We start from the raw sequence: 21391 nt of genomic DNA on the forward strand, positions 1-21391 counted from the left end.
CGGGCTGCGGGCTGCGGGCTGCGGGCTGCGGGCTGCGGGCTGCGGGCTGCGGGCTGCGGGCTGCGGGCTGCGGGCTGCGGGCTGCGGGCTGCGGGCTGCGGGCACACAACTACCCAACCCACAAGCCAACGCCGCGACCGAGCAGGCCGGGGCGGCGAGCACACAAGCCACGCCGCGATCGACGGGAATTCGGCCTCAGATACGGGGGATCGGAGACTTTCGGGCCTGTGATGGGAGCGCCGGTCGTCGATAAAGTCGCGGCGTGCGACTCTTCGGGCGGGAGGCGGAGGGCGCCGTTCTCGACCGGCTGGTGGCCGGGCGGCGGGAGCGGCGTAGTGCGGCTCTGGTGTTGCGGGGTGAAGCGGGCGTCGGTAAGACGTCTCTGCTTCGGCGGGCGCAGCGGGCGGACGGGCGGGCCCTGTGGGTGAGCGGGGTCGAGGCTGAGGCTGATTTTCCGTATGCGGCGTTGCATCGGCTTCTGGTGCCGATGCTGGGTGGGCGGGATCGGCTGCCGGAGAGGCAGCGGGTGGCGCTGGAGGTGGCCTGCGGGCTTTCCGATGGGGCGCCGGCCGATCTGTATCTGGTCAGTCTGGCCACGTTGACGTTGCTGGCGCGGGAGCCGCGGCTCTGCATCGTGGATGACGCGCAGTGGGTGGACAGCGAATCGTTGCGGGCGCTGGCCTTCGTCGGGCGCCGGTTGCACGCCGAGGGTGTGGTGTTGCTGTTCGGGCTGCGGGCGGAGCCGGGGGACGCGGATCCGTTGCCGGGGTTGCCGGTGCGGCGGATCGGCGGGCTGGAGCCGGAAGCGGCGGTGGCGCTTCTGGGCGAGGTGGTCGACGGGGCGGTCAATCCGGCGCTGGCGGCGCGGATCGTGGCGGTCACGGGTGGCAATCCGCTGGCGCTGACCGATCTGGGACGCGAGCTGACGGCCGATCATTGGGATGGGACCACGCCGCTGCCCGAGCCGATGCCGATCGGGAGCCGGCCGGAAAGTCATTACTCGCAGCGGATTGCCGCTTATCCGGCCGCGACCCGCACCTGGCTTCTGCTGGCGGCGGCCAACGCGGGCGGCGATGGGGCACTCGTGGCCGCGGCGGCTTCCCAGCTGGGCGCGGATGCGGCGGCGGCCGAGGCGGACCGGTTCGTCACCGGGTCGCCGCCGGTGAACTTCCGGCATCCGCTTGTGCTGTCGGCGGTCTACGGGGCGGCGAGTGCGGCCGAGCGCCGGGCCGCGCACCGGGCGCTGGCGGCGGCGGTGACGGATCCGGGTGAGGCGGACCGGCGGGCCTGGCATCGGGCGGCGGCCGCGGACGGGCCGGACGAGACGGTGGCGGCCGATCTGGAACGCTGCGCCGAGCGGGCCGGGGCGCGCGGCGGGCACACCGCCCGGGCCGGTTTTCTGGGGCGGGCGGCCGAGTTGACTCCCGATCCCGCGCTGCGAGCACGGCGGCGGGTGCGGGCGGCCGGGGCGGCGATGGCGGCGGGCGCACCGGCCCGGGCGCTCGCGCTGCTCGACGCGGTCGACGAACGGACGTTGCCGGGGGCGGCCCGCGGGGCGGCGCTGATGACGCGGGCCTACGCCGAGGTCGATGCGGGAGTGCCGGAGGGGCTGCTGCACGCGCCGGCCAAGTGCCTGGCCGCGGCCGAGGCGTTCGGGGACGACCGGGCGCGGGCGCGGGAGGCGGTCCTGCAGGCGATCGAGCACGTGACGACGGCCGAGCATCTGGCCGGGGTCGCCGAGGCGCGGATCGCGGCCGTGGCGGCGCCGCTGGCCGGCGACGACGACCTGGACGGGCTGCTGCTCGCGGGATACGCGGCGTTCACGGTGGGCGGCTACGAGTCGGGGGTGCCGGCGCTGCGGCGGGCGGTCACGGCGATCACCGATCCGAGGCGGCCCGAGGAGCAACTGCTCAACCGGCTCGTGGTGGGCGTCAACTTCTGCCATCTGCTGTGGGACGACGAGTCGAGGAGGACCATCCTCGACCGGGCCGAGCAGGTGGCGCGGCGTACGGGCGCGCTGCACCGGCTCGATCTGGTGCACTTCCTGGGCGCGACCACCGCGGCCATGCTGGGCCGGCTGGACGAGGCTGACCGGCACGACACGGCCGGTCAGCGGCTACGTCAGGCCATCGGTCTGACCGCCGCTCAGGAGCCGGTCTGGCAACATCCGGAGCTGCTGGCCTGGCGCGGCCCGGCCGAGGCGCGCGAGAGCATCCGACCCACCCTGGACGTCTTCGCGGCGTTGCATTTAGGTGGCCTGCATGGCACGACCCGGCTCAGCCTGGCCGTCCTCGACATCGCGGCCGGCGACTACGCCTCGGCCCGGGACACGTTGCGCGGGCTCGTCGAGCTCGGCCGGCCGCGACGGTACGCGTGGGCGCTGCCCGATCTGGTCGAGGCGGCGCTGCGGGCCGGCGACCGGAAGACCGCGGAGCAGGCGTACTCGGATCTGTCGCTGGCCGTGGTCGCCTCGGGCATGCCGCGGGTGATGGGCCTGCTGGAGCGCTGCTGCGCGCTGCTGTCCGGGGCCGAGGACGCGGAAAGGCACTACCAGCAGGCGATCATCCAGCTGAGCGGGACGATCGCCCATGGCGATCTGGCTCGGGCCCACTTGCTGTACGGGGAGTGGCTGCGCCGCCGCCGTCGACGGCGCGACGCCAACTATCACCTGACGTTGGCGCTGGAGATGTTCGACGAGGTGCGGGCCGGCGCCTTCGCCGAGCGGGCGCGCCAGGAGTTGCGGGCTCTCGGCGGGACGGTGCTCACCCCCGTACAGCCGGAGGACGAAACGGCCTTGACCCCGCAGGAGGCCGCCGTGGCCCGCCTGGCCCGCAACGGCGGGACGAACGCCGAGATCGCCGCGCACATGTTCCTGAGCACGAACACTGTGGATTACCACCTGCGCAAGGTCTACCGGAAGCTCGGGGTCAGCTCGCGCCGGCAGCTGCGGGAGACGTTGCACGACTGACTACGCGTGACGCGTGGTGCGCGAATGGACACGCTCCCACCACGATCTGGACATGACTACTCCGATCGTGCTCGTTCATGGTTTCTGGGTGACGCCGCGCAGCTGGGAGAACTGGAAAGCGCATTACGAGGCCAAGGGTCATCAGGTGATCGCCCCGGCCTATCCCGGCTTCGACGTCGAGGTGGAGGCGCTCAACGCCGACCCGACGCCGGTCGTAAACGTCACCGTGCCGCAGATCATCGCCCGCTACGAGGAGGCGATCAAGGCGCTGCCGGAGCCGCCGATCATCATCGGCCACTCGGCGGGCGGCGCGTTCACGCAGATCCTGCTCGACCACGGCTTCGGCGTGGCGGGGGTCGCGCTCAACTCGGCGCCGACCGAAGGCGTACGGGTGGTGCCGCTCTCGCAGTTGAAGTCGACCTTCCCCGTTCTGAAGAGCCCGGCCAACCGGAACAAGGCGATCCCGCTCAGCTTCGAGGAATGGAAGTACGCCTTCACCAACACCTTCAGCGACGAGGAGGCGCGCTACCTGTACGAGCGGTACGCGATCCCGGCCAGCGGCGGCATCCTGTGGGGCGGGGTGCTGGCCAACTTCCAGCCCGGCCACCAGGACACGTGGGTCGACTACCACAACGACAACCGGGCGCCGCTGCTGTTCGTCTCCGCCTCCGAGGACCACATCATGCCGCCGGCCATCCAGGAGTCGAACCAGAAGCACTACAAGTCGAACACCATCACCGAACGCAAGGAGTACGAGGGCTACGCGCACCTGCTCCCGGCGCAGAAGGGCTGGGAGGCGATCGCCGACGAGGTCCTCGACTGGGCGCTGGCCAACAAGAAATGACACTGGCCATCACCCACATCGGCGGGCCGACGACCTTGCTGGAGATCGGAGGCGTACGGCTGCTGGTCGATCCGACGTTCGACGACCCCGGCCGGCGTTACTCGTTCGGCTGGGGCACGTCGTCGCGCAAGACCACCGGCCCCGCCCTGCCGGCGTCGGCGCTGGGGCCGCTCGACGGTGTGCTGCTCACCCACGACCAGCACGCCGACAACCTCGACGACACCGGCCGGGCCCTGCTCAAACGGGTGCCGGTCGTGGTGAGCACCCCCGCCGCCGGCCGCCGGCTGAACGCCACCGGCCTGGCCCCGTGGGCGTCCACCAGAATCGGCGACGTCGAGGTGACCGCCACCCCGTCCCGGCACGGCCCGTGGTGGAGCGTGCCCATCGTGGGCCCGACCACCGGCTTCGCCCTGCGCCCCAAGGGCTCGTCCACGGTCGTCTGGATCTCCGGCGACACCGTGGACTTCCCCGGCGTACGGCAGGTGGCTGACCGCTTCGAGGTCGACACGGCCATCCTGCACCTGGGCAAGGTGCAGTTCGGCCTGACCGGCCCGGCCCGCTTCACCATGACCGGCCGCGACGCCGTGGCCCTGACCGACCACATCAAGCCGAAGCGAATCGTGCCCGTGCACTACGAGGGCTGGTCCCACTTCCACGAGGGCCGCGCCGAGATCGACGCCGCCTTCCCTCAGGGCAGACTGACCTGGCTGGAGCCTGGAGTCCACACCGCGTTGTCGTGAGCGAAGACCACCTGCCGCGGATCAAGCTCGAGCAGCCGGCCCAGCCAGGCCGGCTGCTCCCCCACCCCGGCGTGCCGCCCCAGCACGTCGCTGGTGAACAGATTCGCGTTGTCGTGACTCTGCCCGGCCACGATCACCGTGCCGTCCCGCCGCGTCACCACGACCGACTGATGCCCCGCGGTATGCCCCGGCGTGGGCACGATCCGCACCCCCGGCATGATCTCCACCTCGCCGTCGATCTCCTCGATCAGCGCCCCCTTGTGATCAACCAACTCCGGCAGCGTGTGACTCTCCGCCGCCCGCGCCAGCGCCAACTCGGCCCGCTGCGCGAACACCGGCGTCCCCGCCAGCTCAGGATTCCCCCCGCAGTGATCGAAGTGCAGATGACAATTCACCACAAACCGGATGCCACTGTGGTCGGTCCCCGCCGCTTTCAACGCATCACCCAGCCCCACCCGCGTCGGCCGGTAATGCCCGTCCACCCACGCATCCCGCCCCATCCCCGTGTCGACCAGCAGCCGCCCCGCCTCCGGATGCTCAACCAGGTAGCCGAACGTCGGCTCAACCCGCGCCGCCCCCGTCCCGGTCTCCTCCCCCGGCCGCACGAAGTAGCCATAGTCCACCCGCCTGACCGCAATGTCCCTCATCCCCCCACCGTATTGATTCCGCCCTCCCAGCCTTTACGCCCAAAACGAACACCCCCCAAAACCAGCCAGCACCAGCCGGGCGACCCCAGGCGACCGAGCCGCCCAGCCCCGCGAACGGTGTCAGCCAGCAAAACCACGCACGGCCCAGCAGGCGGGGCAAGCCCGGCAGGCCTGCGCGAGCCAGCACATGCCGGGCCGGACGGGGCTAGCGGGGCGGGGCCGGGCCGGGCGGGGCCGGGCGAGGCTGCGCCGAGCTGGGCCAGGCGGGGCTGGGCCACCGCGGGACGACCTGGGAGATCGCCGGGCGAGCTGCGCCGGGTTGGGCCGGGCGGGGCGGGGCCGAGCTGCGCCGCGCCCCGCCGGGCGAGGCTGCGCCGAGCTGGGCCAGGCAGGGCAGGCCGAGCCGGGCGGGGTCGGGCCGAGCGGGGCCGGGCGGGGCGAGCCGGGCGAGGCTGGGCCACCGCGGGACGACCTGGTAGATCGCCGGGCGAGCTGCGCCGGGTTCGGCCGGGCGGGGCTGCGCGGGGCCGGGCCGGGGCGGGGCTGCGCGGGGCCGGGCCGGGGCGGGGCTGCGCGGGGCCGGGCCGGGGCGGGGCCGAGCCGGGCGGGGCTGGGCTGGGCTTGGCCGGTTTGGGCCGGGCGAGGCGAGGCTGGGCCGAGCCGGGCGAGGCTGGCTGGGCCGGGCGGGGCCGGGCGAGGCTGGCTGGCTGGCTGGGCGAGGCTGGCTGGGCGAGGCGGGTCGGGCCGGGCGGGGCCGGGGCGTGGCCGGGTTGGGCGAGACGGGGCCGGGCCAGGTTGGGCCGGGCTGGGCGAGGCCGGGCTGGGCGAGGCCGGGCTGGGCGAGGCCGGGGCCGGACCAGGTTGGCCGGGCAGGGTTGGGTTAGGCCGGGCGGGGCTGCGCGGCGCCAAGCCGGGCTGGGAACCGTACATTCTCAGCCGACACGCCAGCCCCGGCGAGGGCCGAAGGCCCAACGCCCCCAAGCGCGACCAACTCCCCCACCGCGCCCACCGCACCGTGGGGGTCTGGGGGGTCGCCCCCCAGGCAGACATGCGAAATGACCCCTGTCAGCGCTTTCTGCTGACAGGGGTCAACCCGAATGTAGCCCCGAAGGGATTCGAACCCTCGCTACCGCCTTGAGAGGGCGGCGTCCTAGGCCGCTAGACGACGGGGCCGTGGACTCGCTGTACTGCTTTTCGCTTCGCTCTCGCGTTTGCGACGGGCCGAACTCTATCAGAAGTCCAGCGCCGCCTCTCCCGCGGGAGTTGTAGCGCTGGGGTACCAGGACTCGAACCTAGACTAACTGAACCAGAATCAGTCGGGCTGCCAATTACCCCATACCCCATTGGCTTGGCGTCGTGGTTTTCACCGCGTTGCCGTGCCGAGAAAGAACTCTACCCGACCCCCGCATGACCAACAAATCGGGTTCGGTTCATCGGAAGATGTCCTGGTGGCGGTGGGCCCACTGTTCGTAGGTGAGGGCGGGCCGGCCGAGCAGGTCGGCGACGGTGGTGACGGCCTGTTGGGGGTGGCCGACGGTGGCGGCTAGGCCGTCGAGGTACCACTTCGCGTACTCGCCCATGGTTTTTTCGAACTGCTTGAGGGCTTCGTCGTAGGGCAGTTCGATGTAGTGGAGGTCACGGCCTAGGGCGCGGCCGATGGCGGCGACTTTTTCGCGGCGGGTGAGGGTTTCGGGGCCGGTGAGTTCGTACGATTTGCCGTCGTGGCCGGGGTTGAGGATGACGTGGGCGGCGACGGCGGCGATGTCTTCTTGGGCGATGGCGGCGTTGGCCACGTCGCCGTAGGCGTCGCGGACTTCGTTGCCGGCGCGGATCTGGGGGGCCCACAGGTCGGCGTTGGCCATGAATTCGCCGGGTTCGAGGTGGGTCCAGGGGATGCCGGAGGCTTCGACGCCGTCTTCGATGGCCTGCCAGTGGTCGCCTTTGGCGCCGGCCAGGTCGACGATGCGGCGGACGCCGGCGTCGGCGGCCAGCCGGCAGGCTTCGTGGGCGGTGGGGATGTGCGGGGCGAGGTACATCACGTCGACGCCGTCGAGGGCGGGGCGCAGGGTTTCGGGGCGGCCGACGAAGCCGCGGGCGACGTCGACTCCGGCCGGGAGCGCTGCCCGGCCGGGGTCGACGGTCAGGGCCCGTATGTCGTCGGCGCCGGCGGCCAGGAGTTCGTCGACGACCATCCGCCCGATGTTCCCGGTGGCCCCGGTGACCAGGATTCTCATCTCCGTAGGGTATACGGAAATAGAGCTCAGTCGAGGGAGACGACCGGGTTCCGCAGCTCGCCGATGCCCTGGATGCTCACCGAGACGGTGTCGCCGGAGGTGATCTCGCTGACGCCGGCCGGGGTGCCGGTGAGGATGATGTCGCCGGGCAGCAGGGTCATGACGTGCGACACGTACGACACGAGGGTGGGCACGTCGAAGACCATGTCCTTGGTGCGGCCGATCTGGCGCACCTCCATGGCGTCGGGGTTGCGGCCGACCTCGCAGCGGATCTCGAGGTCGCTGACGTCGAGGCCGGTGACGATCCACGGGCCGATCGGGCAGAACGAGTCGAAGCCCTTGGCCCGGGTCCATTGGGGGTCGCTGCGCTGCAGGTCGCGGGCGGTGACGTCGTTGCCGATGGTGTAGCCGAAGATCGCCTTCTCGGCGCCGGCCCGGTCGACGCGGCGGGCGCCGGTGGCGCCGATCACGACGGCCAGCTCGGCCTCCTCCTCGACGCGCTGGGACTGCGGGGGGAGCCGGATGGCGTCGTTGGGGCCGATCACCGAGGTGGACGGCTTGATGAAGATCAGCGGCTCCTTGGGCACCTCGTTGCCGAGCTCGGCGGCGTGGTCGGCGTAGTTGCGGCCGACGCCGATGACCTTGCTCGAGAAGATCGGGGCGAGCAGCCGGATGTCGGCCAGGGCCCAGCGCTGGCCGGTGAAGCGGACCTCCTCGAACGGCAGGGAGGAAATCTCGGCGATGGTCAGGCCGGAGGCGTCACCCTCGACAACGCCGAAGGAGACTCCACCAGCATGGACAAAACGGGCGAAACGCACGATGATCTCCTGTTCGCGGCTTACAGCTGTGCCCCGAAATCTACGCCGGGCGCCGGACGTCGTCCGCCGTCGCGCCAAGACGCGGGAACGGATCGAGGGCGAAGATCACTTCGATCGGCACCTCGAAGTACCGCCCGATCTTGAGGGCGAGGTGAAGGCTCGGGCTGAACTCACCGCGCTCGATGTAGCCGACGGTCTGGTAGTGGACCCCGACGGCCTCGGCGAGCTGCCGCCGCGAGATGCCGCGCTCCGCGCGCAGCATGGCGATCCGGTTGTACGTGACCTCGTTGCCCAATTCCCTACCGCCCGACCGTGGTCATCATCCGCTCACGCCGCGCCGCGACGGCCGAACCGGACTCCCGGCGCGCCATCCGCCGCAGCAGCGCCGGCGCCAGCGCCAGGCCGGCCAGCGCCCAGACCGCGAGCACGCCGAACGTCTCCAGGTGGCGCCAGGAGTCGCCGATCTCGACCGCGGCCAGCGCATCCGGCAGGAACGCCGAGCGCATGCCCAACCCTAGCCAGTAGATCGGGAACATCTGGGCGACGCCCTGCAACCAGCCCGGCATGGCGGTGATCGGGTAGAAGACGCCGGAGATCGCGATGACCGCGAAGATCGGCAGCATGACCAACGGGAAGGATCGCGGGCTCTCGAAGAGCGAGCCGAGAGCCGCGCCGATCGGCATCGTGGCCAGCAGGGCGAACGGCACCAGCCAGAGCAGGGTCAGCCAGCCGCCGGCGTCGAGCTGCAGCCCGTCGACCAGGAAGGCCCCCGGGATCAGCACGGTGAGCAGGGCGACCAGCGTCATGCCGCCGACCGCGACCACCTTGCCGATCAGGTAGCCGCCCATCCCGTTCGGCGTGGCCTTGGCCCGCAGCAGCGTGCCGTCCTCCCGCTCGACGACGAGCAGCTGGGCGATCGTGATCAGGCCGCCGAAGGCGAGGTTCATGCCGAGCATGCCGGGCAGCGCGCTGGCGCCGAGCGAGAACGACGTGCCCGGGACCGTGGCGTTGCGCATGAAGAAGAGCGTCCCGAGCCAGAGGATCGTCGGGAACAGGTAACCCCAGAGGTCCAGCGGCGTGGTCAGCGTCTGGCGGAGCTCGATGAGCCCGCGGGCGACACCCAGCCGGAGCGTCTCGATCATCGCCCGCTCCCTTCGAAGTCGCGGACCAGCCGCATGTACGTGTCCTCGAGGCTGGTGCGCCGGACCTCGAGCTCGGTGACGTCGTCGCCGTACTGCACGAGCAGCTCGTGCAGGAACCGGGTCGGCTCCGCGGCCGAGTGGACGAAGCGCTGGCCGTCGCGGGTCCAGCGGATCTCGCTCTCCCGGGTGACCCGGCGCGACAGCTCGTCGGCCGAGCCGTCGGCGATGATCCGGCCGCCGGAGAGGATCACGATCCGGTCGGCGAGCTTCTCGGCCTCGTCGAGGTCGTGGGTGGTGAGCAGGATGGTGGTGTCGTCCACATCGGTCAGCCGGTGGACCAGGTCGTGGAACTCGCGGCGGGCCGCCGGGTCGAAGCCGACCGTGGGCTCGTCGAGGAAGAGCAGCTCGGGACGGCCGACGATGCCGATCGCGACGTCGAGGCGGCGGCGCTGGCCGCCCGAGAGCCGGGCCAGCCGGGTGCCGGCTTGCGCGGTCAGGCCGACGACCGTCAGAAGGTCGGCGACCGGCCAGGGGCGGCGGTAGCGCCGGTAGTAGCGGCCCAGATGCTCCAGGAGCTCGCCGACGCGCCACTTGCCGTGGTCACGCCAGGACTGGAGCACCACGCCGAGGCGGGAGCGCCACTGTTCGCCACCGCCGGCGGGATCGACTCCCAGGACCCGTACGTCTCCGGAAGAGCGCATCCGGAAGCCCTCGAGGATCTCGATCGTGGTGGTCTTGCCCGCCCCGTTGGGGCCGAGCAGAGCGAGGACCTCGCCGCGCCGGGCGGCGAAGGTCACGCCGGTCAGCACGTCTTTCGGCCCGTAGCGCATGTGGAGATCGTTGATGTCGATCACCCGCTCGCCGGCCGGCACCTCCGGGCCGGTCGTGAGCGCCCCCGCGAGAGTCATGTCCGGGACGTTATCAACGATATAGTAGATGTGCTACATAATTTTGCAGGTGTGCGGTGTCCGAAAAATTAACTTACCGAAATGGACGGATATGCCGGGAGTGAGCACCGTGGCGCGGCTCATTGGCGCGTGACGGTGATCGTGTTGATCGCCTCGGCTGGATACGCTGGTGCGATGGGGATCAAGCAGGTGAGGACGCTCACCACGACGCTGCCCTCGGTCACCTGGATTCCTATCGCCCGGGCGCATGCCGAGCGGGCCGACGAGATGACCGCGGGCCACCGTGCCCGCCGCGCCTCCGGCGAGAAGCACGCCATCGAGGACTTTCTGTACGACTACTACGGCACCCGGCCCTCGGTGCTGCGCCGATGGCACCCCGGGGTCGGCACCGGGCTGGCCCCGTCGCCGGCCGGGGTGGCCGAGCAGGCCTCGTGGAAGTTCTACATGACCTACCCGGACGGGGTGGTCACGCTCGACGAGGTCGCCTTCATGCACGCGCGCGGCGAGTCGGTGCGCTACATCCACGGCCTGCTGACGGCGACGGCGTCCCGCCCGGTCTTCTCCGGCTGCTTCGGCCTGCACGAGTGGGCCATGGTCTACCGCGACCGGGAGCACCGCCATCCGCTGCCCCTGCGGCTCGGCCAGGCCGAGACCGATCGAGTGGTCGAGGATCACCCGATCAGGTGTACGCATTTCGACGCCTTCCGCTTCTTCACCCCCGAGGCGGTCGGCCTCAACCGGCTCCAGCCCACCCGCGCGACCCAGGTCGACCTCGACCAGCCCGGCTGCCTGCACGCCGCGATGGACGTGCACAAGTGGGCGACCAAGCTCGGCCCCGCCGTCCCGGGCGCGCTGGCTCTCGACTGCTTCGCCCTGGCCGGCGACATCCGGCTGCTGGACATGCAGGCCAGCCCGTACGACCTGTCCTCGTACGGCTTCGACCCGGTCAAGATCGAGACCCCCGAGGGCAAGGCGGAGTACGTGGCCCGGCAGCGCGAGTTCGCCCGGCGCGCGGCCGCCCTGCGGGCCCGGCTCATCCGCGTCTGCGAAGAGCTGATGGGCCCGGAGGACGCCGCCCGCAACCGCGAGGCCGTCGCCCCGTTCAATCACCGCTGACCGGCCCCGCCCCGTTCGGCGGCCCGGCACCGCCGTCGAGCCCTTCGGGCGCCGGTCGCAGACCCGCGACCTGCACGAATATCGACCGCCGGTCCAGCGCGTCCCCGACGGCGTCGAGCTCGTAGCCGTCGAGCCACACCCAACCGGTGTAGGTCTGCCAGTCGTGCACCCGAATGACCCGGAACCGGATCGGCGTAGCGAATTGCACGCTCGCCGACCGGCCCACATCCAGCACATCCCCAGGCTGAGGCAGCATCACACAACCCTCACTCCACATCGGACTAGGCGTGCGACTATAGTTGCGAGACCAGTTGGCGCGCGTTGCCAGAAATCGGTCGTGAATTGGCAACACCCCGATGAAGGAGGAGCCGTGGAGACATTCGGCGAAATGGCCCGCAGATTGCGTGGCGACCGCTCTCTGCGGGAGGCGGCCCGCACCGCCCACATCGACCCGGGCCACCTCTCCCGCGTCGAGCGGGACCTGCGCCCACCGACCCCGGGGATCGCCCGCGCCCTGGACGACCTCTACGACGCCGAGGGCCAGCTGGTGACGCTGGCCGGCCTCTCCCCCGCCACCCGCCGCCTGATGTCCATCCTCGGCAAGCCCCTGGAGCTGTTCAGCTAGCGCGCAGGCGGGCGGCGGTGATCAGCATGGCGGCGGCGGTCAGGGCGCAGAGGGCGACCAGGACGTAGAGGACCGTGCGGTCGCCCAGGCCGAGGAGGGCAGCCAGGACGAGGATCACCGTGATGCTGGAGGTGAAGCTGCCGCCGGCGACGAGGGCGACGGTGAGGCGGGACGGGTTCACCGCTCGATTATCGGGGCAGAACGGGTCAATCCGTGGGGAAAGACCGGCGGTTCTGCTTCGTCTGGGCGCGGCGTTTCTTGCTGGCGATACGGCGTTCGACCGAGCCGCGGGACGGGCGCGTGGCCTTGCGCGCCTGCGGGGGCGGGGCGATCGCCGCGGCCACCAGGTGAGCCAGGCGCATGGCGGCCGCCTCGCGGTTGCGCAGCTGGGAGCGGAACTCGGAGGCCGTGATCGTCAGCACACCGTGCACCAGACGCCCCGACAGCGCCGCCATCGCCCGCTCCTTCAAGAAGGCGGGCAGGGCTTGGGAGCCGGCCAGATCCCAGGACAGCTCGACCCGGGAATCGGTGGTGTTAACACCCTGACCGCCCGGGCCGCTGGAGCGCGAGAAACGCCACGCGAGCTCAGCCGCCGGGATGCTCAGGCGGTCGTTCACGCGTACGTCCTCGGTCACGCAGGACAGCATGGCATCGGCCCGCGCGGACCGCCACGCGGTTATCGATCAAGAAAACGTTGACCCAGGGGGCAGTATGGGTGGGTGACGTCCCCAAGCGTGCCGGTTGTCACGACCGGCTATCCGTGGCCTATTGAAACCACGCGACTCGCCAACGGCCTGCGGGTCGTGGTGAGCGAGGACCGGACAGCACCGGTCGTCTGCGTCAATCTCTGGTATGACGTCGGCTCGCGGCATGAGCCGGCCGGGCAGACCGGTTTCGCGCATCTGTTCGAGCATCTGATGTTCGAGGGGTCGCAGCATGTGGCCAAGACCGAGCACATGCGTCTCGTGCAGGGCAACGGCGGGTCGTTGAACGCGACCACGAACCCGGACCGGACCAACTATTTCGAGACGATGCCGGCCGAGCATCTCGAGCTGGCCCTGTGGCTCGAGGCGGACCGGATGGGCGGGCTGGTGCCGGCGCTGACCCAGGAGACGCTGGACAACCAGCGTGAGGTGGTCAAGAACGAGCGCCGCCAGCGGTACGAGAACGTGCCGTACGGCGACGCCTGGCTGCGGCTGCTGGAGCTGCTGTACCCGGTGGGCCACCCGTACCACCACGCCACGATCGGGTCGATGGAGGATCTGAACGCGGCCGGCCTGGAGACGTTCAAGGCTTTCCATCAGCAGTACTACGCGCCCAACAACGCCGTGCTGACCGTGGCCGGGGACGCCGAGCCCAAGCAGGTGTTCGCGCTGGCCGAGAAGTACTTCGGGTTGTTGGAGCCGGTGCCCGGCATTCCCGCTGCGCCTAAGGGACATATCGGACAAGAATCCGCAAAACGCGAATTAGTCAAAGCCGCCGTCCCGGCGCCGAGGATCTACATCTCGCATCGGACGCACCCGTTCGGGACCAAGGGATACGACGCGATCACCGTGCTGGCCGCGGTGCTCGGCAACGGCCGGGGCAGCCGGCTCTACCAGCGGCTGGCCGACGGCAAGCGGATCGCCCAGCCCGACTACATCGGTTCGTACGGCGTCGACCTGGCCCACGCCCCGGCCCCGCTGATCATCACGGCCACGGCCAAGGACGGCGTGCCGGTCGAGGAGCTCGAGCAGGGCCTGGACGAGGTCATCGCGAGCCTGGTGTCCGAGCCGGTGACCGAGGACGAGCTGGCCCGGGCCAAGGCCCTGCTGACCACGGCCTGGTGGCGGCAGGTGTCCACGGTGGGCGGCCGGGCCGACACCCTGAGCCGCTACGCGACGCAGTTCGGCGAGGCCGAGGCGGCCGCGTACCGCCTGCCGCAGTGGCTCGCGGTCACCGCCGACGACGTGACCGAGGCCGCCGAGTTCGCATTGAAGCCCGAGTCGAGGGTCACCCTCACGTACGTCCCCGAGGAGCAACCATGACCCTTATCGCCACCCGTCCCGAGCCGGGCGAGGCCCGGCCGTACACGTTCCCGGACCTGCAGCGGGTCACCGTCGCCGGGGGCACGGTGATCGGCGCCCACATGCCCGGTCAGCTGCTGGCGACCGCGATGCTGATGCTCGACGCGGGCGCGGCCCGGGAGAGCCAGGGCCGTGAGGGCACCGCCACGGTGCTGGCCAAGTCGCTGGAGGAGGGCACGGCCCGGCGCGACTCCGCCGCGTACGCCATCGCGCTGGAGACCCTCGGGGCCGAGCTGGCCCCGTCGGTCGACTGGGACACGTTCCGGGTCGGGGTCTCGGCCCCGGTCCCGCAGCTGCTGGGGGCCGTGCGCCTGGCGGCCGAGGCCGCCCGCACCCCGAAGCTGGACCCGGCCGACGTCACCCGGGTGCGCGACGACGAGGTGACCGCGCTGCGGATGGACTGGGCCCAGCCCGGCCCGCGGGCCGACGCCGCGCTGCGGGCCGACCTGTTCGGGGTGGCCGAGCGCTTCGGCCGGCCGATGCACGGCGACCCCACTTCGGTGGCCGCCGTGACCGTGGACGACGTGCTCGCGTTCCACCAGAGCTGGATGCGCCGCCCGGGGGTGTTGCTGGTCGCGGGTGACCTGGACACGCTCGACCTGGCCGCGCTGGGTGAGGCCGCGTTCGCCGGCACCGAGGGTGACCCGCTGCCGGTCGAGGCCCCGCTGGGTGTGCCGGTGCGCGACCACCGCCGGATCATCCTGGTCGACCGGCCGGGCTCGGTGCAGTCGACGTTGCGGATCGGGCACCGCTCGGCCGAGCGGGCGACTCCCGACTACGTGCCGATGACGTTGGCCGCGACGGTGCTCGGCGGCGCCTTCACCTCGCGCCTGAACCACCTGATCCGCGAGGTCAAGGGCTACACGTACGGCATCCGGGGCTCGTTCGCGATGTCCCGCCGGTTCGGCCGGTTCGAGGTGGCGGCGGGGGTGCAGACGGCGGTGACCGTGCCGGCCATCGTCGACACGCTGGGCGAGATCGACCGCACCCAGCTCGACGGGGTGACCGAGGACGAGCTGGCGGTGGCCCGGTCGTGGCGGGCCGGTCAGCTCAGCGTGGAGATGCAGACGCCGGGCTCGATCGTCGGGGCGCTGAGCACGCTGGTGCTCTACGGCCTGCCCGACGACTACTACCCGCAGCTGCGCCGTAGCTACCTGGAGACGCCGCTGGCCGAGGTCTCCGCGGCCGCGGGCCGGCACCTGCACCCGCAGGGGCTGACGCTGGTGGTCGAGGGTGACGCCGCGGCCATCCGGGACGAGCTGGTGGCGGCCGGGATCGGCGAGATCGTGGACGCGGACATCTAACAGATCGTCGACGCTGACATCTAAATTGTGAGTTAGCGCGCGATCTCAGGGACCGGCAAGGTTGGCCCGCTAGTTTGGCCGCCATGACGATCACCACAACGCCGGCCGGGGTCCGGCCGGGTCGCCGGGTGAGGCGCACCGTGCTCCTCACCCTGCTGACCCTGCCGGGCCTGGTCTGGGCGGTCTTCCGGTCGCTCGGCTGGGAGCCCGGCTATGTCGTGATGGTGATGGCTTTCACGCCGTACGTGGCCGCGTGGACCCTGGTGCCGCTCATCGCGGCCCTGCTCGCCCGCAAGTGGTTGATCGCCGCCGCGGCCGCGCTCGCGGCCATCCTGCTGGGTGCCGCCGTCCTGCCGCGTGCGCTTCCCGATAAAGAGGGGGAAAGCGGCGTCCCGCTGACGGTCATGACGCTCAACACGTTCTTCGGGCGGGCCGACCCGGCGGCGGTGGTCAAGCTGGTCCGCGAGCACGACGTCGAGGTGCTGGCCGTGCAGGAGTTCACCCCGAAGGCGGCCGAGGGGCTGGCCGCGGCCGGCCTGGGCGATCTGCTGCCGTACAAGGCGCTGGCCGACGAGGTGGGCACGACCGGGTCCGGGCTCTACTCGAAATACCCGATGACCGGCGCCGGCTCGCAGCGGTTCAACGGCGACAACCTGCAGGAGGGCAACATGCAGGCGTACGCGACGATCCAGCCGCCCGGCGCGGCGGCGATCACCGTCGAGTCGGCCCACCCGCTCGCGCCGTACTCGAAGGAGGCCCTGCCCTCCTGGAAGGCCGATCTCGAGCAGGAGCCCCGGCCGGCCAGGAGCGGGACGCCGCGGATCCTGCTCGGCGACTTCAACTCGACCCTCGACCACGCCCCGCTGCGCGACCTGATCGCCGACGGCTACCGGGACGCGGCCGACGCCGCCGGTAAGGGCTTGATCGGGACCTGGGGGCCGTACGACGGCAAGCCGATCCCGCCGGTCACCCTCGACCACGTGTTGGTCGACGAACGGATGGGGGTACGTGATGTTCAGGTGCACGGCGTCGACGGCAGCGACCACCGCTCCGTAATCGCGTTTGTCACTGTGCCGGCAGCGCAAGCGTGACGGCTGGGATAGCACTACGACGAAAGGCCGCGCCGACCGTGCTCCTCTGGCTTCTCATCCTGCCCGGCCTGATCTGGGCGGTCGTCCGCCTCGGGGGCTGGGAACGCGGCCCGCTGGTGCAGCTGTTCGCCTTCACCCCGTACATCGCGGCCTGGTCCTGGCTTCCCGCCGTGTTCGCCCTGGCCACCCGTCGCTGGACGGTCGGCGGCGTCGCGCTCGTGGCCGCAGCCCTGCTGACCGTGGCCGTCCTGCCGCGCGCGCTGCCGAGCCGGGACCGCGGTCCGCAGCAGGGCGTGAAGCTGACCGTGATGACCAGCAACATGCTCTTCGGGGCGGCCGATCCAGCCACGATCGTCAAGCTGGTCAGCGAGCGGGACATCGACGTGCTGGTCGTGCAGGAGTTCACCCCGCAGGGCCGGGAGGCGCTGGCCGCGGCCGGGCTGGGCGCTCTCCTGCCGTACTCGTCACTGGCCGACGAGCCGGAGGCCGACGGCTCGGGGGTCTACTCACGCTTTCCGATCACCGAGGTGGGGGCCAAGCGGAACGGCGGCGGCTTCATGCAGGCGTACGCGACGGTGCACGCCCCCGGCGCGCGGCCGGTGAGCGTGACCTCGGCCCACCCGATCGCCCCGTACGCCCAGTCGATCCTCGGCCAGTGGCGCGAGGATCTGCTGGCCGAGCCGTACGCCGACACGAGCGAGACGCCGCGGATCCTGCTCGGTGACTTCAACGCCACGCTCGACCACACCCCGTTGCGGAAGCTGATCTCGCACGGCTACCGGGACGCGGCCGACGCCACCGGCAAGGGCCTGGCCGGCACGTGGGGTCCGTACGACGGCAAGCCGCTCCCGCCCGTCACCATCGACCATGTGCTGGTGGACGAGCGGATCGGCGTCCGCGACGTCAGCGTGCAGGGCATTCCCAAGAGCGACCACCGCGCCATCGTGGCCGAGCTGATGCTGCCCGAGGCGGCCTGATGGCCGTCACCACCCGTCTGACCGAGGAGACGGACGCGGCCGAGGTGGCGGCCCTGCTGCGGGAGAACCGCGACTTCCTCGAGCCGTGGGAGCCGGTGCGCCCGCCCGAGTTCTTCACCGACGACGGCCAGCGGCGCCTGATCCGGGAGACCCTCCGGCAGTACGAGGCCGGCGTCACCCTCCCGCACGTGATAGTCGACGAGGGCCGGATCGTCGGCCGGATCATGCTCACCGCCATCGCCCGCGGCCCGTTCGAGTCGTGCCACCTCGGTTATTGGGTGGCCGCCGCGGCCAACGGGCGCGGGGTGGCGTCGGCCGCGGTGGGCCGGGTCGCCGGTCTGGCCTTCGGCGAGCTCGGCCTGCACCGGATCGAGGCGGGCACGCTGGTGCACAACGCGGCCTCGCAGAAAGTGCTGGAGCGCAACGGGTTCCGCCGCTTCGGGCTGGCCCCGCGCTACCTGAGGATCGCCGGCGAGTGGCAGGACCACGTCCTGTTCCAGTTGCTGGCCGACGAATATTCGGATGCCGGCCGGAGCGGGCGGCCCTAGCATCGGCGGCATGAACTTCGGTCAGCAGCTGACGACGCCGGGACGACCCGGCGCGCGCTGACCACTGCCCCGGGCGAGATGCCCGGGGCTTTTTCGGGGTTGTCTCGCCCGGGCCGAGAACCCGAAGGAGACCCCGAAATGATCGTCGACCACCGCCGGCTCGGCCGCGAGCTGGACCTGTTCGACTCCGACCCGCTGATCGGCGCCGGCCTGCCGTTCTGGCTGCCCGGCGGGGCCGCCGCCCGCCACGCGGTCGAGTCCTACCTGTACGAATTGGAGCGCCGGGCCGGTTATCAGCACGTGCACTCCCCCGCGCTCGGCAAGCGCCAGATGTACGAGTTGTCGGGCCACTGGCGCAATTACGCGGAGGACATGTACCCGGCGATGCGCATCGGCGGGGACGAGCTGGTGCTGCGGCCCAGCCAGTGCCCGCACCACGCGCTGATCTTCAAATCGCGCCAGCGGTCGTACCGGGACCTGCCGCTGCGCATCGCCGAGCTGGGCCCGATGTACCGGGCCGAACGCTCGGGGGTGATCGGCGGCCTCGGCCGGGTGCGGTCCATCCAGCTCAACGACTCGCACGTCTTCTGTGCCGAGGATCAGGTCGCGGCCGAGGTGGCCGAGGTGCTGCGGCTGATGCGGCAGGCGCACGCCGCGCTCGGTTTCGAGCCCTCGTCCTACCGGCTCTCGCTGCGCGGCGAGGGCGGTAAATACTCCGGCGACGACGCCATGTGGGCCAAGGCGGAGGCCCTGCTGCGCGAGGGGCTCGAGGGCGTCGACTTCGTCGAAGCGCCCGGGGAGGCCGCGTTCTACGGGCCGAAGATCGACGTGCAGATCATCGACCCGGCCGGCCGGGAGTCCAGCCTGGCCACCATCCAGGTCGACTTCCACCAGCCGGCGGCCTTCGACCTGGAGTACGCGGACGCGAACGGCGGCCGCTCGCGCCCGGTCATGGTGCACCGCAGCCTCGTCGGCTCGATGGAGCGGCTCTTCGGGCACCTGATCGAGGTGCACGGCGGGGCCTTCCCGGTCTGGTACGCGCCGGTGCAGCTGGCCGTCCTGCCGGTGGCCGAGGATCAGGCGCCGGCCGCCTCGGCCGCGGCCGCCGCCGCGATCGAGGCCGGATTGCGGGTCGAGGTGCACCACGAGGGGTCGATCGGGGCGCGCATCCGGGCCGCGGCCGAGCGCAAGATCCCGTACGCCGGGGTGATCGGCCGCCGGGAGGCGCCGGACGGCCTGATCGCCCTGCGGCATCGCGACGGCAGTCAACTGGACGCGATGCCGCTGGCCGCGGCGATCGAGGTGATCAGCGACGCCGCGCGTCCACCTCGATCTCGATGAGCATCCGCGGGTCCGCCAGGCCGCACACCTGCATGGTGGCGGCCGGGCGGACATCGCCGAAGTACTTGCGCAGCACCGGCCAGCACGGCTCGAAGTCCTCGCGGTTCGGGAGGAGGTAGCGAACCCGCACGACGTCGGTGAAGTAGCAACCGGCCTCGGCCAGCGCGGCGCCGATGTTGCGCAGACACTGCTCGGCCTGCTCGGCGACGTCCTCCGAGATCGACATCGTCGAGTAGTCGAAGCCGGTGGTGCCGGAGACGTACACGCGGTCGCCGTCGACCACCGCGCGGGCGTAGCCGATCTGCTCCTCGAACGCCGAGCCGGAGAAGATCCTCACTTCGCCTCGGCCAGGCCGTACGTCAGCGCGTCGACCAGGGCCACCCAGGACGCCTCGATGATGTTCTCGTGCACGCCGACCGTGGTCCAGTCGCGTTCGCCGTCACCGGTCTCCAGCAGCACCCGGGTCACCGCGTTGGTGCCGTGGGTGCCCTCCAGGATCCGTACCTTGAAGTCGCTCAGCTCGAAGGTCTTCAGCTGCGGGTAGTGCGCGGTCAGGGCGGCCCGCAAGGCCTCGTCGAGCGCGTTGACCGGGCCGTTGCCCTCGGCCGTGGCGATCACCCGCTCGCCGTTCACACGGACCTTGACGGTGGCCTCGGAGACCACGGCGCCGTCCTCGCGGTGCTCGACCTGCACCCGGTACGTCTCCAGGCCGAACGGGCGGGTCAGGCCCGCCCCGGGCAGCTCGCCCCGCACCAGCAGCTCGAACGAGGCGTCGGCGGCCTCGAACGACCAGCCTCCCGCCTCCAGTTCCTTCACCTTGCGGGTGATCGCCGACAGGGTGTCCGGATGGCCGGCCAGGTCGATCCCGAGCTCGCGGCTCTTGAGCTCGATGCTGGCCCGGCCGGCCATCTCGGTCACCAGGATCCGCATGTCGTTGCCCACAACCGCCGGGTCGACGTGGTTATAGAGCAGCGGATCCACCTTGATCGCGCTCGCGTGCAGCCCCGCCTTGTGAGCGAAGGCGGCGGCCCCGACATAAGCCTGGTGGGTGTCGGGGGCGATATTGGCGATCTCGGCGAGCGCGGTCGAGACCCGCGTCGCCTTCTCCAGGCAGCCCTCCGGTAGGACCGGCAGCCCGAGCTTGAGTTGCAGGTTGCTGACCACGGCGAACAGGTCGGCGTTGCCGGGCCGCTCGCCGTAGCCGTTGGCCGTGCACTGGAAGTGCTTGACGCCCGCCTCGACCGCGGCCACCGTGTTGGCCACCGCGCACGAGGTGTCGTTCTGGCAGTGGATGCCGAGCTTGTCGGCCGGGACGCCGGTGCGCTCGACGACCTCGTGGACCGCCTTGGTGATCATCGAGGGCAGCATGCCGCCGTTGGTGTCGCACATGACGACCCGCTCGGCGCCGGCATCGATGGCCGTCCTGACCACGCTGGCGGTGTACGCGGGGTCGTAGCGGAAGCCGTCGAAGAAGTGCTCACAGTCGACGAACGCGCGGCGGCCGCTGGCCACCAGATGCTCGACGGTGTCGCGGACCATGGCCAGGTTCTCGTCGCCGGTCGTGCGCAGGGCCCGCTCGACGTGGCGGATGTCGCTCTTGGCGACCACGCAGACGACCGGGGTCCCGGCGTCGAGCAGCGCCTGCACCTGGGGGTCCTCTTTCGCCGTGGCCCCGGCCTTCCGGGTGGCGCCGAAGGCGACCAGGACGGCGTTCTTCAGGTCGAGCTCGGTCTTGGCCCGCTCGAAGAACTCGGTGTCCTTGGGCATCGCGCCGGGCCAGCCGCCCTCGATGAAGCCCACGCCGAACTCGTCGAGCAGCTTCGCGACCGCCAGCTTGTCGGCGACCGAGTAGCTGATCCCCTCCCGCTGCCCGCCGTCGCGCAGCGTGGTGTCGAAGACCTGGTACTCCATGACGCTTCCCTTCCGAGGATTTTTCCCGGCCCAACAAAAAGACCCCCCGCGGATGCGGGAGGTCTGCGCGTCGGCGAGTCGTCAGCCGGCGCGCTAGGTGCCAATAATCAG

The 21391-nt window shown here is 71.3% G+C and carries 22 protein-coding genes and 2 tRNA genes; 11 read left to right on the forward strand and 13 right to left on the reverse strand.

Annotation, left to right across the window (positions count from 1 at the left end):
- Positions 1-262: 262 nt before the first annotated feature.
- From AB0J66_RS14735 to AB0J66_RS14745, 3 genes are read left to right on the forward strand one after another with little or no spacing between them, the layout of a single operon-like run.
- On the forward strand, positions 263-2968 hold the full coding sequence (locus AB0J66_RS14735; protein ID WP_364659934.1) for an AAA family ATPase: 2706 nt from the start codon (positions 263-265) through the stop codon (positions 2966-2968).
- Between the two features lie 52 nt (positions 2969-3020).
- Complete coding sequence (locus AB0J66_RS14740) at positions 3021-3812, forward strand: alpha/beta hydrolase (protein WP_364659936.1); 792 nt, start codon at positions 3021-3023, stop codon at positions 3810-3812.
- Complete coding sequence (locus AB0J66_RS14745; RefSeq protein WP_364659938.1) at positions 3809-4552, forward strand: MBL fold metallo-hydrolase; 744 nt, start codon at positions 3809-3811, stop codon at positions 4550-4552. Before AB0J66_RS14740 ends, AB0J66_RS14745 begins: the two co-directional genes overlap by 4 nt.
- Here the strand turns inward: AB0J66_RS14745 and AB0J66_RS14750 are convergent.
- The 8 genes from AB0J66_RS14750 to AB0J66_RS14785 form a co-directional block, all read right to left on the reverse strand.
- The gene (locus tag AB0J66_RS14750) at positions 4501-5199 is read right to left on the reverse strand and encodes an MBL fold metallo-hydrolase (RefSeq protein WP_364659940.1); all 699 of its coding nucleotides are present in this window, start codon (positions 5197-5199) and stop codon (positions 4501-4503) included. The genes AB0J66_RS14745 and AB0J66_RS14750 overlap by 52 nt on opposite strands.
- A gap of 1100 nt (positions 5200-6299) precedes the next feature.
- Positions 6300-6372 (reverse strand) — tRNA-Glu (locus tag AB0J66_RS14755).
- Between the two features lie 98 nt (positions 6373-6470).
- Positions 6471-6542: transfer RNA gene (locus AB0J66_RS14760), tRNA-Gln, on the reverse strand.
- A gap of 87 nt (positions 6543-6629) precedes the next feature.
- Positions 6630-7433 (reverse strand): NAD(P)H-binding protein, encoded by an 804-nt coding sequence (locus tag AB0J66_RS14765; RefSeq protein ID WP_364659942.1) that lies wholly within the window; start codon positions 7431-7433, stop codon positions 6630-6632.
- Between the two features lie 26 nt (positions 7434-7459).
- Positions 7460-8251 carry a fumarylacetoacetate hydrolase family protein gene (locus AB0J66_RS14770; protein ID WP_364659944.1) on the reverse strand — a complete coding sequence of 264 codons (792 nt, stop codon included), beginning with the start codon at positions 8249-8251 and terminating at the stop codon, positions 7460-7462.
- A gap of 40 nt (positions 8252-8291) precedes the next feature.
- A complete protein-coding gene (locus tag AB0J66_RS14775) occupies positions 8292-8513 on the reverse strand; it encodes a helix-turn-helix transcriptional regulator (RefSeq protein ID WP_364660259.1) in 222 nt (73 codons plus the stop codon).
- 37 nt (positions 8514-8550) lie between these two features.
- Positions 8551-9393: an ABC transporter permease gene (locus AB0J66_RS14780; RefSeq protein ID WP_364659946.1), complete on the reverse strand. Its 843-nt coding sequence runs from the start codon at positions 9391-9393 to the stop codon at positions 8551-8553.
- A complete protein-coding gene (locus AB0J66_RS14785) occupies positions 9390-10301 on the reverse strand; it encodes an ABC transporter ATP-binding protein (RefSeq protein ID WP_364659948.1) in 912 nt (303 codons plus the stop codon). Before AB0J66_RS14785 ends, AB0J66_RS14780 begins: the two co-directional genes overlap by 4 nt.
- 174 nt (positions 10302-10475) lie before the next feature.
- Here AB0J66_RS14785 and AB0J66_RS14790 point away from each other — a divergent pair, with 174 nt between their 5' ends.
- The gene (locus AB0J66_RS14790; protein ID WP_364659950.1) at positions 10476-11417 is read left to right on the forward strand and encodes a 3-methyladenine DNA glycosylase; all 942 of its coding nucleotides are present in this window, start codon (positions 10476-10478) and stop codon (positions 11415-11417) included.
- On the opposite strand, the gene AB0J66_RS14795 is transcribed toward AB0J66_RS14790, so the two are convergent.
- Positions 11404-11673, reverse strand: coding sequence for a hypothetical protein (locus AB0J66_RS14795; protein ID WP_364659952.1), 270 nt, complete (start codon positions 11671-11673; stop codon positions 11404-11406). The genes AB0J66_RS14790 and AB0J66_RS14795 overlap by 14 nt on opposite strands.
- Positions 11674-11787: 114 nt before the next feature.
- On the opposite strand from AB0J66_RS14795, the gene AB0J66_RS14800 reads away from it, so the two are divergent.
- Positions 11788-12042, forward strand: a complete 255-nt coding sequence (locus tag AB0J66_RS14800; protein ID WP_364659954.1) for a helix-turn-helix transcriptional regulator — start codon at positions 11788-11790, stop codon at positions 12040-12042.
- On the opposite strand, the gene AB0J66_RS14805 is transcribed toward AB0J66_RS14800, so the two are convergent.
- Together AB0J66_RS14805 and arfB are read right to left on the reverse strand one after the other, a co-directional pair.
- On the reverse strand, positions 12035-12223 hold the full coding sequence (locus AB0J66_RS14805) for a hypothetical protein (RefSeq protein ID WP_364659956.1): 189 nt from the start codon (positions 12221-12223) through the stop codon (positions 12035-12037). The genes AB0J66_RS14800 and AB0J66_RS14805 overlap by 8 nt on opposite strands.
- Before the next feature lie 25 nt (positions 12224-12248).
- Positions 12249-12677, reverse strand: a complete 429-nt coding sequence (gene arfB, locus AB0J66_RS14810; protein ID WP_364659958.1) for an alternative ribosome rescue aminoacyl-tRNA hydrolase ArfB — start codon at positions 12675-12677, stop codon at positions 12249-12251.
- Between the two features lie 84 nt (positions 12678-12761).
- Between arfB and AB0J66_RS14815 the strand changes: the two genes are divergently transcribed.
- The 6 genes from AB0J66_RS14815 (at position 12762) to thrS (ending at position 19369) form a co-directional block, all read left to right on the forward strand.
- On the forward strand, positions 12762-14069 hold the full coding sequence (locus AB0J66_RS14815) for a pitrilysin family protein (RefSeq protein ID WP_364659960.1): 1308 nt from the start codon (positions 12762-12764) through the stop codon (positions 14067-14069).
- Positions 14066-15412, forward strand: a complete 1347-nt coding sequence (locus tag AB0J66_RS14820) for a pitrilysin family protein (protein WP_364659961.1) — start codon at positions 14066-14068, stop codon at positions 15410-15412. The genes AB0J66_RS14815 and AB0J66_RS14820 overlap by 4 nt, the downstream gene beginning before the upstream one ends.
- An 83-nt stretch (positions 15413-15495) precedes the next feature.
- Entirely contained in the window at positions 15496-16503 is a 1008-nt protein-coding gene (locus AB0J66_RS14825; RefSeq protein WP_364659963.1) for an endonuclease/exonuclease/phosphatase family protein, read from the forward strand.
- A 38-nt stretch (positions 16504-16541) separates the two neighbouring features.
- Positions 16542-17480, forward strand: coding sequence for an endonuclease/exonuclease/phosphatase family protein (locus AB0J66_RS14830; RefSeq protein ID WP_364659965.1), 939 nt, complete (start codon positions 16542-16544; stop codon positions 17478-17480).
- A complete protein-coding gene (locus AB0J66_RS14835) occupies positions 17480-18028 on the forward strand; it encodes a GNAT family N-acetyltransferase (protein ID WP_364659967.1) in 549 nt (182 codons plus the stop codon). The genes AB0J66_RS14830 and AB0J66_RS14835 overlap by 1 nt, the downstream gene beginning before the upstream one ends.
- A gap of 141 nt (positions 18029-18169) precedes the next feature.
- Positions 18170-19369, forward strand: a complete 1200-nt coding sequence (thrS, locus tag AB0J66_RS14840) for a threonine--tRNA ligase (RefSeq protein WP_364660261.1) — start codon at positions 18170-18172, stop codon at positions 19367-19369.
- Here the strand turns inward: thrS and AB0J66_RS14845 are convergent.
- A complete protein-coding gene (locus AB0J66_RS14845; RefSeq protein ID WP_364659969.1) occupies positions 19335-19706 on the reverse strand; it encodes a RidA family protein in 372 nt (123 codons plus the stop codon). The genes thrS and AB0J66_RS14845 overlap by 35 nt on opposite strands.
- Positions 19703-21280 carry a citramalate synthase gene (gene cimA / locus AB0J66_RS14850; protein ID WP_364659971.1) on the reverse strand — a complete coding sequence of 526 codons (1578 nt, stop codon included), beginning with the start codon at positions 21278-21280 and terminating at the stop codon, positions 19703-19705. The genes AB0J66_RS14845 and cimA overlap by 4 nt, the downstream gene beginning before the upstream one ends.
- Between the last annotated feature and the right edge of the window lie 111 nt (positions 21281-21391).

The organism is Actinoplanes sp. NPDC049598, assembly GCF_040675435.1.
Lineage (GTDB): Bacteria > Actinomycetota > Actinomycetes > Mycobacteriales > Micromonosporaceae > Actinoplanes.

What these genes read in the sequence shown, in the direction of transcription:
- AB0J66_RS14740 (WP_364659936.1), top strand. Translation starts at nt 3,021, where the DNA reads ATGACTACTCCGATCGTGCTCGTTCATGGTTTCTGGGTGACGCCGCGC.
- AB0J66_RS14745 (WP_364659938.1), top strand. Translation starts at nt 3,809, where the DNA reads ATGACACTGGCCATCACCCACATCGGCGGGCCGACGACCTTGCTGGAG.
- AB0J66_RS14750 (WP_364659940.1), bottom strand. Translation starts at nt 5,199, where the DNA reads ATGAGGGACATTGCGGTCAGGCGGGTGGACTATGGCTACTTCGTGCGG.
- AB0J66_RS14765 (WP_364659942.1), bottom strand. Translation starts at nt 7,433, where the DNA reads ATGAGAATCCTGGTCACCGGGGCCACCGGGAACATCGGGCGGATGGTC.
- AB0J66_RS14775 (WP_364660259.1), bottom strand. Translation starts at nt 8,513, where the DNA reads ATGCTGCGCGCGGAGCGCGGCATCTCGCGGCGGCAGCTCGCCGAGGCC.
- AB0J66_RS14780 (WP_364659946.1), bottom strand. Translation starts at nt 9,393, where the DNA reads ATGATCGAGACGCTCCGGCTGGGTGTCGCCCGCGGGCTCATCGAGCTC.
- AB0J66_RS14785 (WP_364659948.1), bottom strand. Translation starts at nt 10,301, where the DNA reads ATGACTCTCGCGGGGGCGCTCACGACCGGCCCGGAGGTGCCGGCCGGC.
- AB0J66_RS14790 (WP_364659950.1), top strand. Translation starts at nt 10,476, where the DNA reads ATGGGGATCAAGCAGGTGAGGACGCTCACCACGACGCTGCCCTCGGTC.
- AB0J66_RS14795 (WP_364659952.1), bottom strand. Translation starts at nt 11,673, where the DNA reads ATGCTGCCTCAGCCTGGGGATGTGCTGGATGTGGGCCGGTCGGCGAGC.
- AB0J66_RS14820 (WP_364659961.1), top strand. Translation starts at nt 14,066, where the DNA reads ATGACCCTTATCGCCACCCGTCCCGAGCCGGGCGAGGCCCGGCCGTAC.
- AB0J66_RS14825 (WP_364659963.1), top strand. Translation starts at nt 15,496, where the DNA reads ATGACGATCACCACAACGCCGGCCGGGGTCCGGCCGGGTCGCCGGGTG.
- AB0J66_RS14835 (WP_364659967.1), top strand. Translation starts at nt 17,480, where the DNA reads ATGGCCGTCACCACCCGTCTGACCGAGGAGACGGACGCGGCCGAGGTG.
- cimA (WP_364659971.1), bottom strand. Translation starts at nt 21,280, where the DNA reads ATGGAGTACCAGGTCTTCGACACCACGCTGCGCGACGGCGGGCAGCGG.